Origin of the sequence: Crocinitomix catalasitica ATCC 23190 (assembly GCF_000621625.1) — a bacterium.
Lineage (GTDB): Bacteria > Bacteroidota > Bacteroidia > Flavobacteriales_D > Crocinitomicaceae > Crocinitomix > Crocinitomix catalasitica.
Window position 1 is genome coordinate 61,978 of the sequence record NZ_JHXV01000017.1, and the last position, 13,567, is coordinate 75,544.

The following is a 13,567-nucleotide window of genomic DNA, read 5'->3' on the forward strand; positions in this document are numbered from 1 at the left end:
CAACTATTTCAATTTTTCTAATGCGCGCTTAATTCTACTAATCGCTTCTATTAACTCCGCTTCTGAAGCTGCATAAGATATCCGTATACAATTTGGATCACCAAAAGCCTCTCCTGTAACAATTGCTACAAGCGCTTCTGATAAAAGATAAAGCGATAAGTCAGTCGCATTATTCACTTTAAAGTCGCCATTTGTTTTTCCAAAGAAAGATGAAATATCTGGAAACACGTAAAAAGCGCCTTCAGGATTATTAATTTTCAGTCCTTCTATTTCTTTAAGCAGACCAACAACAAGGTCTCTTCGTTTTTTAAACGCATCGACCATAAACCTAATTTCTTCCGGATCTGCTTCAACAGCTGCCTTAGCCGCTCTTTGACTAATAGATGCTGCTCCAGACGTATATTGACCCTGTATTTTAATACAAGCATTTGCAATTTCAACCGGCGCACCAATATATCCAATTCTCCAACCAGTCATAGCAAATGCTTTTGACACACCATTTACGGTAATTGTTTTATCGAATACATTATCAAATTGAGCGAAACTTTCCGCTTTATGTGCAAAAGATATATGTTCGTATATCTCGTCTGAAATCACATAAAAATCTTCAGTATCAGCTACAACATCTGCTAATGCACTTAATTCACTTTTAGTATATGATGTTCCTGTTGGATTACAAGGATTACTAAACAACATCAATTTTGATTTTGGTCCTAAAGCAGCCTTTAACTGTGCTGGACTAATCTTAAAATCGTTTTCTATACTCGTTGGCAATTCGATTGGAATTCCTCCTGCCATTCTTACTTGCTCAACATAAGTTACCCAATATGGTGCAGGAACTATTACCTCATCACCAGGATTAACAAGACTTAATATTAAATTAATAAGACTTTGTTTAGCACCTGTTGAAACTACAATTTGATTCGGCTGATATTTCAGTCCATTATCACGTTGGAATTTGTTAGCGATTGCGATCCTCATATCCTCATAACCAGGAACAGGCATGTAGGTTGAATAATTTTGATCAATCCCTTCTTTCGCTGCTTCTTTTATAAATTCAGGCGTTTTAAAGTCAGGCTCTCCAAGACTTAAAGAAATAATATCTTTTCCTTCCGCCTTTAACTGTCTGCTTTTAGCTGCCATAGCTAAGGTTGCAGACTCAGACATATCTGATACACGTTGTGCAATTTTTATCATTGAGACAATTTTATTAGATGCAAATTTAATTAAAAAAATCTACGATTGTAGAATCGATTGAGCATATTAAAATTAGAAGTTTTAATCCTTCTAAAAAATAAAAAAAGGATTAGATGATACTATATCAAAGTCATACCACTTTTATGATAAGGATATGCATTGAAAGTTCCTGTCGCAACAGCAACCATAGTATTATCCTTCTTATTTCTAATTTCTCCTTGACAAACAATAATTCTTTTCCCTTTTGAAACAACCTTACCTATACCAACTAGAACGTCCCCAATTCGAACTGGACTTATGAAATTTATTTTAAACTCTACAGTTGAAACTAGATTTCCTTCTTCTGACGAAACATACAATGCAGCCAAACCAATTACCGCATCCATATACCCAGCAATCACACCTCCATGCGCTGTGGTTGGCGTAGCCAAATGTTTCGATTTCACCTCCAGCTCATAAACTATTTCATCACTTTCAAATTTAATCAATTCAAAACCTTGATTGATTCCAAATAAATTTGATTTTTGATATTTTTCAATAAGATTTTCCCTAAAACTACTCATGATATTTGCCCTTGATTTTAATTTTCCCTCTGGAAAGATTGACAAAGTTAATGAGAAAATAAGAATTTGAATTTTTTAGCTTACCCTTGATCGCCTCACTCGCTATCAAATCTAAAACCTAACGTGAATAAAACTTGAGAATTACTGAGATCAATATTAGCATAACTGCCATTCAAAGTTGGATCATAAGCATAATAATCCATCTTATGTAATTTCAAAGCGTAAGCCATATCAATGAATACATTACCCCAATTATACCCCAAACCCAGGGTATAAAAATAAGTAGGAGCTGCATTGGCTACTTTGTTACTTTGGTAAGGACTTGGATAATAAGCTGCCCCACCTCGGAGATAAGCTTGAGGATTTAACCGAATTTCCATTCCCAATTTCACATTAAAAACTGATCTATATAAGTTTTCTATTTGAAAATTTTCTGCTGTAAAACTATATCTATCTTGACTTTTTTTATTTGTCTTTAAGATCGAATTACTATAATCAACCATTTCAACTTCTAAACCGATCGAACCAAATTTCTTCAAAATCAACCCTATAGAACCATTAGCTCTAAATGGGGTACGCACACGATAATCATACCTCCCTACATAAACATATGATGGATCTACTGTTTTAGGACCATCTTTTGTATCCGCCGTCATATTGTTTGTCCAGCGATCATTCAAATTAAAAACAGTTGGTAGTTGAGCTCCTAACCCCACTCTTAAATAATCAAAAGGCATATAGATCACCCCTAACCTCGCTGAATAACCCCAACCTTCAATATCTAATTCCCCAGTGTAATTAATCGAATTTAAAAATATACTGTCATCTGTAAAAGTTTCTACATGTTGAAATCTCTCACTAAAATTGGACTTAATAAAGGTTAACCCTCCTCCAATTAGCAACTTATTTCCATAATTTCCACTCAATGTAAAATTATACTCTGTCATCCCTCCAGTTCTTGTAATTTGCCTGTCGTGTACAGACTGACCAGAATTGAACGAGGTTGTGTACTCATCCCCTCCCGGAGGTGTATCGATTCCATAAGCGTAATACGCCAACCCAGAAGAAAACGGATATGCATCTAATAGCAAACTATCAGGGGTACCATTGGCTTCAGCAATGAATGAATGTAAAATAGAAGAATCTGCAACACCACCGTAATTAATTCTTTCCTGAAAACTATTTACCCTATTTAACCCCATACCTAATTGAACACCGTACCAATTATTAAATTTTTTAGGATCAAGATTATATGCTTTTACATAAGATAAATTACTAAGATTAGCAGTGGAACCTGACTCATTTTTAACCGCTCCATAGAAAGTTGATTCCGCATTTAACAATTCAACATTTAATGTCGCAGAAAAATTATCTTTTGTCATTTTACCAATCCCTGCGGGGTTTGATGTCGCTACTGAAAAATCACCACCTAAGGCTGTCATTGCTCCGGCAAGACTTATATTTCTTGCGGAACCGCCGAAATTGGTCATTGTATACCTCAGTACATCCTCTTCGTTTTGCGCAAAAGAATATGTCGTTCCTACGCATAGAAATATTATTAAAGCTATTTTTTTCATTCTAGAAAATTTATTTGATCTCAGTCTACCTTCTACCGCTTGGTGCTGTTCTTGAACTTGAACCACTTCTTGTAGAACCTCCCGAACTACTACTTGGAGAAGTACGTGTACCATAAGAACTTGTATTCTGTTTTGGCTGCGTAGGCTGCGTTCGTGTAGGTTGAGCTCTTGTTGGCTGTGTTCTTGTTGGTTGAGCACGCGAATTACCTCCTCTATTAACATTAGAATTTTGAGTTTGAGTACCTCTATAAGTTGAACTTCCAGAAGGAACACTTTTTGGACTAGAACTAGGCAAATACTTATTATTCGACTTATTAGATGTTGTTGTTGTTGTTACAGTTGTACCAGAATTAGACCCTTTTGTTTTATTTGTCCCAACACTATTACTATTATAAGACCTATTTGTTGTTTGATTCCCAACCTTAAACTTGTCCGATGCAGGCTGAACGTATACCTTGTCAGACTTAACCGTATTCGTTCCAGATTTATTCGAGTTAGCATTCAACCCTGTATTTGTTTTGGAAGTACTTCCCTTGACGTTAGCATTTACCGTATTCGAATTAGTATTTTGTGTAGTATTAGTCGTATAACTACTCTTAGCCTGAACACTTTTTGAAGTAAAGTCATTATTTGCTTTCGTACTTTTTACAGTACTACTGACTACATTTGGTTTATCATTCGGAGCAACAGTATTAGAAATTACATTCTTATTTGTATTTCCAATATTAGTCAGTTTACTACCTGAATGGGATCCAACCAAATTATCGTTCTTATTTTCAGCAACTACATTTGACACACTGCTGCCAGAAGAATAAGCTTTAAACGGTTTCTTTTTTTCAACAACACTCTCTACTGTATGACCATAGGTCGTCGTATTTGATGAACCTGTTGACATTCCATTTCGATGCCCATAATAATTATTACCAGGACTATTTCCACCCCCACTCGTTGACCCACCACCATAATATGGGTTACCATTATAGTAAGGATTACCTCCGTAATAAGGGTAACCACCGTAGTAAGGATTATCATAAATATAAGGAGCTCCATAACCATTATGGTTATAATATCGACCATAATAAAAAGCTCCTCTGTAAGCGTATGGATTGTAAGAACCATACATCCCGTAAGGATTATAATAATGTCCGTAGAAGTCATACGGTCTATAAGGTCTATAATTACCCCAAGCATCATAATAACCGCCTCCCATGCTTGAAAAACCAAAGAACGTATATCCATGACCAGTAAAGTTTGAGCGATAGTAACTGGATCCATTATGTCTACATCTACCATAGCGCATATAATCATTACAATTATAACTACAATAATTATCCATATTGTTCGGCCCGTTCGATTCGTTGTAATTATTCACAGTAATATTACCACCTTGAGAATTATATGTACCTGTTGATGTATATGCACCCGCTGAAGAATTTGGATTTTGATCCAAAACTTCAACCTCGTAATCCGCTTCATTACCATCAATATAATCTTCATAACCTAATTCATCATTAGCTTGCGAAACATCTTGTTCTGGAACAACATAATACACATCATCATACACTTCTTGTGTCCCAACACAAGCGGTTAATAAAAGAATTGGTAATAAATATTTTAAATTTTTCATAGCGAATACAATTGGAATGGATAAAACTTATAATTACATTTGTTATTTCCCAATAAAGTTACAAAAATTATACCAAAAAATGGCAGAAAAGATTACACCAAGAAAAGAAGACTATTCGAAATGGTATTTAGACATCGTTAAAGTCGCAGATTTAGCAGAAAACTCGGACGTTAGAGGCTGTATGATCATCAAACCATATGGGTATGCTATTTGGGAAAAAATGAAAGAACAATTGGACAAAATGTTCAAAGAAACAGGACATCAAAATGCCTATTTTCCACTTTTCGTTCCAAAAAAATTGTTCGAGGCGGAAGAAACTAATGCGGAAGGTTTTGCAAAAGAATGTGCTGTTGTAACACATTATCGATTAAAATCTGATCCTAATAATAAAGGAAAATTAATTGTAGACCCAGATGCTAAACTGGAGGAAGAACTTATTGTTCGACCAACTAGTGAGGCCATTATTTGGAGTACATATAAAAAATGGATTCAATCGTATAGAGATTTACCTATCTTAATTAACCAATGGGCAAATGTTGTACGTTGGGAAATGAGAACACGACTATTTTTAAGAACTGCTGAATTTCTATGGCAGGAAGGGCATACAGCACATGCAACTAAAAATGAAGCTATAGAAGAATCAGAACAAATGATTAATATCTATGCTAAATTCGCAGAAGTGCATATGGCAATGCCTGTAATTAAAGGAACAAAATCTGAGAGTGAAAGATTTGCTGGAGCAGATGAAACTTATACAATAGAGGCAATGATGCAAGATGGAAAAGCACTTCAGTCTGGCACGTCTCACTTCTTAGGACAGAATTTCGCAAAAGCTTTTGATGTCAAATTTGTTGATCAAACAGGTAAGCAAGATTTTGTTTGGGCGACCTCATGGGGAGTTTCAACAAGGTTAATGGGAGCTTTAATAATGACCCATTCAGATGACTTCGGCTTAGTACTACCTCCTAAATTAGCTCCTATACATGTTGCTATCGTTCCAATTTATAAGAACGAAGAGGATTTAGTTAAAATTGAAGAAAAGCTGAACCCTATCATTAATGCACTAAAAGAGAAAAACATAAGCGTTAAGTTTGATTATGACGATAAAAAAAGACCAGGTTGGAAATTCGCTGAATATGAAGCAAAAGGTGTTCCAGTACGATACGCAATCGGCTTAAGAGACTTAGATAACAATCAAATTGAAGTTGCTCGTCGAGATACACGTGAAAAAAATTCAATTCCATTAAATGAGGTTGTTAAATATACTGAAGATCTATTAAAAGAAATTCAAGAGAATTTGTTCACAAAAGCGACTGCTTACAGACAAGAGCAAACACAAGAAATAGACGATTACGAAGTTTTTAAGAAAAAAATTGAAACTGAGCCTGGCTTCTTCCTAGCACATTGGGACGGAACAATAGAAACTGAAGAGAAAATACAACAAGAAACGAAGGCAACTATAAGATGTATTCCTTTAGACGGGAAAGAAGAGCAAGGAAAATGTATGGTAACCGGAAAACCATCTAAAAGACGTGTTATATTTGCTAAAGCATATTAAGATGAAAAAAGAAAATAAAATTGAAGATCACTTGGCTGAAGGTAGGAATCATTTAATTGGCCTTTTAAAAAGTAAGACGACTTTAAAACAAGATATTTATAAAAACACGATTAGCTGGTTCGGTCAAGTTAAAATTGCTTTACAAAATTGCGTTGAAATACTTCGAAAAGAAATTCCCGATAAAAGAATACGTTTACGATACGAAGATAAAGGAGATATTGAAGCACAATTATTCATTGGAAGCGATGTCCTTATCTTCTCAATGCATACCAACGTATTTAAGCTACCCGATTCGGATTATGCTAGTCAGACTTCATATATAAAAAATAATCCTGCTAACGCTTATTGTGGAATAATTAACATTTATAACTTCTTAGCTGATTCTTATGAATATAATAGGCAAGAAGATATAGGATATTTAATTGGAAGAATTTTTATAAATAAAGATGATCACTTTATGGTTGAAGGAAAAGGGCAACTTGGATTTATTTATAAAGACTTAATGCACCAAAAACTTGATCAAATAATCATTCGAGACATCATATTAAGAGTTGGAATTCATGCGATTAACTTCGACCTATATACTCCTCCTTATCGTGCAGTGCAGAAGGCTACCGTGGGAGATTTATTGGCAAGAACGCAAAGTTCTAAGCTAAAAACAGGCAAAAGATTGGGCTTTAAATTCGAGTCAAGACAAAATATTTCATAAAAAAGTAAAAAAATATTTGCAGTTAGGAAATTAAGAATTATATTTGCACTCGTTTTTGCGGAAAGCATCGCAAAATAAAGTAGTTTGGCCCATTCGTCTAGTGGTTAGGACGCCAGGTTTTCATCCTGGAAACAGGAGTTCGATTCTCCTATGGGCTACTTAATATTTACAAACGCTTAAATTGGCCCATTCGTCTAGTGGTTAGGACGCCAGGTTTTCATCCTGGAAACAGGAGTTCGATTCTCCTATGGGCTACCAAGTTTTAAAAACTAAATTGAATTATGGCAAATCATAAATCTGCATTAAAAAGAATAAGATCTAACAATGCGAAACGTCTTAGAAACAAATATCAGCATAAAACAATGAGAAATGCTGTTAAGTCTTTAAGAGAAATGACAGACAAAAAAGAAGCAGCGGTAATTTTACCAAAGGTTTCTTCTTTGATTGATAAATTAGCAAAGAGAAGTGTAATACACAAAAACAAGGCTGCAAATTTAAAGTCAAGCTTAACGATTCACGTTAACAAACTTTAAGACAGACCAAAGTTTTTTTTAAAATATTCAAGGTCTAGTGCTTCATGCATTAGGCCTTTTTTAGGTTTAGGACTATGGCTATTTTCAAGCAACTTTCGCAATCTTGGCAAATAAAACTGTCACATGTTTTGTCAACTGAGGAAATATTGTCGCTCGATAGAAGAGTTACTGATCTATATCAATCGGAACATGTTTTACCTGTCAAAGAAAATTTATTCCGTGCATTCGACTTGTGTAGTTTTGAGGATGTCAAAATTGTAATTATCGGTCAAGACCCCTACCCAACTCCTGGTCATGCAGATGGACTTTGTTTTTCAGTTCCAGAAAATATAAAGCCTTTGGCAAAATCCTTAAAAAATATATTAAAAGAAATTCAATCCGATATCGGTGAAACTTCGCTCACTTCAGGCTCATTAAAAAGTTGGGCTAAACAGGGTATTCTTTTATTAAATACTACCTTAACGGTAAAAGCTGGCGAAACAAATGCCCATAGTAAAATTGGATGGCAAAAATTCACAGATGAAGTCATTAAAAAAATAGCAAAAGAAAAAGAAGAAATTGTATTTTTGTTGTGGGGTTCAAAAGCGATGTTGAAATCGGATTTAATTGATTCGACTAAACATTTTATTTTAACAGCTCCACATCCTTCTCCACTTTCTGCGTACAGAGGATTTTTTGGATGTAAACACTTTAGCGAAACAAATACAATTCTTGCACGGTTAGGCAAAAAAACTATCAATTGGTAAAGCATGACAGAATATAAAAATAATACGTTTTTAAACATGGTGAATGGAATACCTACCGATAGGTATCCCGTATGGTTAATGAGACAAGCTGGTAGAATTCTTCCAGAGTACAGAGCTATTAGATCAAGTCTAAGTGGTTTTAAAGAACTAGTCGAGACACCAGAGCTAGCAGCAGAAGTAACGATTCAACCTGTTGATTTATTAGGTGTAGATGCTGCAATAATTTTTTCAGATATTCTGGTTATACCTGAAGCTATGGGACTGCCATATCAAATGATTGAAAAACAAGGTCCATGGTTTGAAAAAACGATCCAACAAGAAAGTGATTTAGATTTAATCGATGAAAATATTGATGTTGCAGATCGCTTAAGCTACGTCTTTGATGCAATCAAATTAACAAAAATAGGATTAGATAACCGGGTACCATTAATTGGTTTCTGTGGAGCACCTTGGACTATATTTTGTTATATGGTAGAAGGACAAGGATCGAAAACCTTTTCGAAGGCAAAAAAATTGATGGTAACAAATCCTAAATTCACACATCAACTATTAGATCGAATTACAAATGTTACTATCGATTACTTAAAACTTCAAATTAAAGCCGGTGCAGATTTAGTTCAAGTATTTGATTCATGGGCAGGTATACTCTCTCCTACTGATTATTCAGAGTTTGGAACGATATATGTAAGAAGGATATGTGATGCAATTAAAGAGGTACCTGTAACAGTTTTTGCAAAAGGAGCGTATTATGCAAGAGAAGAGATTGCAAAATTAGATTGTCAGGTAATTGGACTGGATTGGAATATGGATATAGCGGAAAGCAGAAAGATTATTGGACTGAACAAAACCTTACAAGGTAATTTAGATCCGACATCACTCTATGCCGATTATAACACATTAGAGAAAACTACAAAAAAAATGTTGAATTCCTTTGCTAATCGCCGCCATATTGCTAATTTGGGGCACGGAGTTTATCCCGATACCGACCCAGATAAAGTTAAATGTTTTATTGAGACTGTTAAACAGTTTCCGATTAATTAAAAAAAATAAGAAAATGAAAAAATTAATTATTTCATTCATGTCATTAAGCGTTATTTTTAGCGTCAATGGACAAGACATGAACAATTTAGTTGAAAACCCTAGTTTTGAATCTATTGAAGGTAAAATCAAAAGAAACGGGGCAATTGCAGCTGCTGTTGGTTGGATGTCTCCTACTAGAGCTGCAGCCGATTTATTTTCAGCAAAAATCAAAGATGGGTATGGAACTCCGCAAAACAACTTAGGTTATGAAGAACCTCAAGATGGTTCCAATTATGCTGGAATTAGAGCTTTTAGTTATAATGACAAGGAGCCAAGGAATTATATTTCAACTAAATTAAAATCAACTTTACTAAAAGATAAAAAGTACTGTGTTACGTTTTATGTGAATTTAGGTGAAAGTTCTAAGTACGCCTCAAATAATATTGGTCTTAATTTTTCAAAAAAGCAATATAATATTGATGAAAACAAGAGTATTCTAACCTCAACTAGCATTCAACATAAAGACAATCCAATTTTCAATGCTAAATTTGGATGGGAACAAGTTTGTGGAACATACATTGCTGAAGGTGGTGAAAAATTTCTTACAATCGGTAATTTCTATTCGAACGGTGAAACGTTGAATGAAAGAATGAAGAAAGACAAAGATTTTGTTGGAGCATCTGTAATGAGTGCATATTACTTTGTCGATAATGTATCTGTAGTTATGGTAGGAGATGAATCAGAATGTAAATGTTCTGCTGATGAAAAAACGCCAGAAACTAAATTCGTATTCTCTTCAGCTCCGATTGCAACGGAAGGTTTAGAGCCTGCTCAAATTGCTCAATTTACTACAATTTATTATGGATATGGTGATTCTGAAGTTGATCTTGGTGCACAAGGACATTTAGATAACATCCTAAAAATATTACTTAAAAACAATAAAGGTAAAATCAAAATCACTAGTCATTTAGATGACAACGAAGCGTTTGATCCTGAATTGAAAGCACTTGGAGAAGCGAGAACAGAGGCTATTAAACTATTCTTAATGACCAACGGGATTAATTATACACGTATCTTAACAGAAGATGCAAAAGACACAAAACCAGCTGATACATCTGGAACAGATTTGGCTAAAGCTAAAAATAGACGAGTAACGTTTACATACATTCCTTAATCAAATCCTATTCATATTTTCTAATCCAGCTTTTCAATCTTGAGGGGCTGGATTTTTTATTTCATATTTATAGTAATTAACTGACCATTTTTTGCACTTTTGTTAAAATCGATTTCATGATTAAAAGAGGAGATAAAAAAACAATGAACGCTTGGGCGTTCTACGACTTAGCTAATTCAGTATACCCATTGGTTATTTCAACTGCTATCTTTCCAATTTTTTACGAAACTGTTACCAGTGAAAATGGCTATGGTGTAAATTGTGATGAAATTATATTCTTCGGTAGCTATATAAAAAATACCGTTCTTTATTCTTATACCGTCGCAGCATCATTTGTTGCGGTTTGTTTTCTTTCCCCTCTTTTATCTGGAATTGCAGATTATAGCGGGAGTAAGAAAAAATTTCTACAGTTCTTTTGTTACTTGGGAGCAATTGCTACCGCTTCACTTTACTTTTTTAACCCTGAGTTTATTGAATGGAGTATGCTATCTATTTTCCTTGCAAGTCTAGGATTTTGGAACAGTCTTGTTTTTTATAATGCATACCTTCCAGAAGTTGCTGAACCAAAAGACCATGATAAGTTAAGTGCAAAAGGTTTTGCCTTAGGATATGCTGGTGCCTCATTACTATTAATCGTTTGTCTTATATTAATTCAAGTTTTCGGCATGCCTGCTAAGTATGCTTTTGTTCTGACGGGCGTTTGGTGGATTAGTTTTAGTCAAATTACGTATCGTTATTTACCTTCTCCTCCAAAAAAGAATAAAATAACTAAGAAAATTTTAGGCGACGGATTTAGAGAATTAAAAAAGGTTGGGCTTTTTGTTAAAAGTACCGTTCGATTGAAACGATACTTAATCTCATTCTTTTTATTCAGTATGGGGGTGCAAACAGTCATGCTGATGGCTGTTCTATTCGCAAAGAAGGAAGTGTTTACGGATGGAGATTCTAGTGGCTTAATCATCGCTGTACTATTAATTCAATTTATAGCAATTATTGGCGCATATTGTTTTAGTGCGATTTCAAAAAGAATTGGCAATATTAAAACCTTAGGAATAGCTTTAGCAATTTGGTGTATTTGTTGTCTTTATGCCTATTTCTATGTTACAAATCCTTTAAACTTCTATATTCTTGCAGGCTTCGTTGGTTTTGTAATGGGAGGAACGCAAGCTTTGTCAAGATCGACATATTCAAAATATCTTCCTGAAACAAAAGACACCGCATCATTCTTTAGCTTCTATGACATAACTGAGAAGTTGGGAATTATTATTGGGATGGTAATTTTTGGTTTTGTTGAAGCAAGCTCAGGCGATATGAGAATGTCAGTCTTAGCTTTAATCATCTTCTTTATTCTTGGTTTAATCGCTTTATTCTTTATACCGAAAGAAGAGGCACAAAAGAATGTCGTTTAGATTGACTGTTTTATTCGCTTTCTTTTGGTGAATTTTCGATAGATACTGGAGAGTAATCTTCACCTCTTAAATTCGCTATAAAAATTGTAAGTATTGTTAAGAATATGATGGTAAATGGGTTTAGTGACGCTACTAACCATGACTCATACATAATATTAAAGCAAATACATATAAAAAATGCGATTACCAAATAATTCTTTTTCATTGCTTTAATTACAGCAGTTAATAATCCTCCAAAATATAATATAACACCTATAATACCGGTATTTAACCAAAAAGTTAAATACGAATTATGAGCATTACCTTCATGTCCTAATCGAGATAAAACACTATAATTAGCAGCGTACAAATCAGCTGCATAGCCAAAACCACCACCGAAAAAATAATACTTCTCAACCTGTTGCCAACCAAATACCCACGCCACTTTTCTTCCTGATCCTTCTTCTATCGATTCAATTCTGAAGAATTCTTGCAATCCAAAAAATTCAATTATATCAATCAAAAGCTCAAAAAATGGATCACTTAAAATAACGATTGCAGCAACCATTAATAAGGCCAAAAACCAGTTTATTTTTATGATTTTATACACAAAGTAGAATATCATAATTGACATCATTGCATTTCGTGAACCTGACCAAATAAGAGAAATTAGTATTACGCCAAAAATATAACGATTCTCAAGTCTAGTAAATTTAGTTAAGCCATACTCCCTAAGAACAATCCAAAGGACAAATACAAGATTTAAGAATAAACCGACACCGTTGGGATTACCAAATATTCCTTTAAACCTACCTGAAGAAATATTTGCGATATCAGGCGCTACAAATCTCAAAACTATCCCTATTGTTAGCATACCTATAATAAAAGTCATAAGGGATTGCCAAAACATCATTTTTTGAGTACGATGCAAAAAAACAACAAAAATAGGAACTGTTGAATAGAGCAGGATAAACGAAACTGTTTTTGGCAATGTACTTGCCATATTTTGAGCTAGAAAGAGAGAAATTGTTGCAGATATAAAAAAAGGAACAAAATAAATAAAGACTTTGGGAACCTTACCGAATAATTGACGGTCTTTTAAATAAAAGAGAAAAAAAAGTATGGGTATTAATGGTTTTAGATCTTTTGCAAATTGAAGATCATCATGAGTAGCACTTTTTACAGGGACATAATCAGACAATATCAACATCCAAATTGCTATGATAAAAATTTCGAAAAATCTGTTCTTTAGCCCTAAAAGTAACATCATTAAAGGGAGAAGTACATAAATTATTGGTCCACCCCACACTCCGATTACATACAGAATTATAAGTAAAAAAATAAACTGACTATGAACTTTATAAGCTGTAATCATTAACGACAATTAGCCAAGAGGTGTTTTGCTTTTATAAAAATCCCATCTTAGAATTTTTACAAAAATACTATTTTCCAACGTTAAACTCTAAAAATACATT

12 protein-coding genes and 2 tRNA genes are annotated in these 13,567 nt (G+C 34.1%); 9 read left to right on the forward strand and 5 right to left on the reverse strand.

Annotated features, from left to right (window positions below):
• Positions 1–3: 3 nt before the first annotated feature.
• The 4 genes from T367_RS0111140 to T367_RS25150 form a co-directional block, all read right to left on the reverse strand.
• On the reverse strand, positions 4–1,197 hold the full coding sequence (locus T367_RS0111140; protein WP_027419920.1) for a pyridoxal phosphate-dependent aminotransferase: 1,194 nt from the start codon (positions 1,195–1,197) through the stop codon (positions 4–6).
• A 119-nt stretch (positions 1,198–1,316) separates the two neighbouring features.
• Positions 1,317–1,760 (reverse strand): PaaI family thioesterase, encoded by a 444-nt coding sequence (locus T367_RS22130; RefSeq protein WP_072032196.1) that lies wholly within the window; start codon positions 1,758–1,760, stop codon positions 1,317–1,319.
• 95 nt (positions 1,761–1,855) lie between these two features.
• Positions 1,856–3,337 (reverse strand): OmpP1/FadL family transporter, encoded by a 1,482-nt coding sequence (locus tag T367_RS0111150; protein ID WP_169736058.1) that lies wholly within the window; start codon positions 3,335–3,337, stop codon positions 1,856–1,858.
• Between the two features lie 25 nt (positions 3,338–3,362).
• Positions 3,363–4,964: a hypothetical protein gene (locus tag T367_RS25150; RefSeq protein ID WP_027419922.1), complete on the reverse strand. Its 1,602-nt coding sequence runs from the start codon at positions 4,962–4,964 to the stop codon at positions 3,363–3,365.
• Positions 4,965–5,043: 79 nt separating this feature from the next.
• On the opposite strand from T367_RS25150, the gene proS reads away from it, so the two are divergent.
• The 9 genes from proS to T367_RS0111205 all read left to right on the forward strand — a co-directional run bounded on the left by proS (position 5,044) and on the right by T367_RS0111205 (position 12,113).
• Positions 5,044–6,522: a proline--tRNA ligase gene (gene proS, locus T367_RS0111160; RefSeq protein WP_027419923.1), complete on the forward strand. Its 1,479-nt coding sequence runs from the start codon at positions 5,044–5,046 to the stop codon at positions 6,520–6,522.
• Position 6,523: 1 nt separating this feature from the next.
• Positions 6,524–7,231, forward strand: coding sequence for a hypothetical protein (locus T367_RS0111165; protein ID WP_051568503.1), 708 nt, complete (start codon positions 6,524–6,526; stop codon positions 7,229–7,231).
• Positions 7,232–7,317: 86 nt separating this feature from the next.
• Positions 7,318–7,389: transfer RNA gene (locus tag T367_RS0111170), tRNA-Glu, on the forward strand.
• A 25-nt stretch (positions 7,390–7,414) separates the two neighbouring features.
• A tRNA-Glu gene (locus T367_RS0111175) sits at positions 7,415–7,489 on the forward strand.
• Between the two features lie 23 nt (positions 7,490–7,512).
• Complete coding sequence (gene rpsT, locus T367_RS0111180; RefSeq protein WP_027419925.1) at positions 7,513–7,764, forward strand: 30S ribosomal protein S20; 252 nt, start codon at positions 7,513–7,515, stop codon at positions 7,762–7,764.
• A gap of 74 nt (positions 7,765–7,838) precedes the next feature.
• Positions 7,839–8,510, forward strand: coding sequence for a uracil-DNA glycosylase (locus T367_RS0111190; RefSeq protein ID WP_027419926.1), 672 nt, complete (start codon positions 7,839–7,841; stop codon positions 8,508–8,510).
• A gap of 3 nt (positions 8,511–8,513) precedes the next feature.
• The gene (hemE, locus tag T367_RS0111195; RefSeq protein WP_072032195.1) at positions 8,514–9,551 is read left to right on the forward strand and encodes a uroporphyrinogen decarboxylase; all 1,038 of its coding nucleotides are present in this window, start codon (positions 8,514–8,516) and stop codon (positions 9,549–9,551) included.
• A gap of 13 nt (positions 9,552–9,564) precedes the next feature.
• The gene (locus T367_RS0111200) at positions 9,565–10,704 is read left to right on the forward strand and encodes an OmpA family protein (RefSeq protein ID WP_027419928.1); all 1,140 of its coding nucleotides are present in this window, start codon (positions 9,565–9,567) and stop codon (positions 10,702–10,704) included.
• Positions 10,705–10,820: 116 nt separating this feature from the next.
• Complete coding sequence (locus T367_RS0111205) at positions 10,821–12,113, forward strand: MFS transporter (protein ID WP_027419929.1); 1,293 nt, start codon at positions 10,821–10,823, stop codon at positions 12,111–12,113.
• Positions 12,114–12,123: 10 nt separating this feature from the next.
• Here the strand turns inward: T367_RS0111205 and T367_RS0111210 are convergent, their stop codons facing one another.
• Positions 12,124–13,467 (reverse strand): O-antigen ligase family protein, encoded by a 1,344-nt coding sequence (locus T367_RS0111210; RefSeq protein WP_027419930.1) that lies wholly within the window; start codon positions 13,465–13,467, stop codon positions 12,124–12,126.
• Between the last annotated feature and the right edge of the window lie 100 nt (positions 13,468–13,567).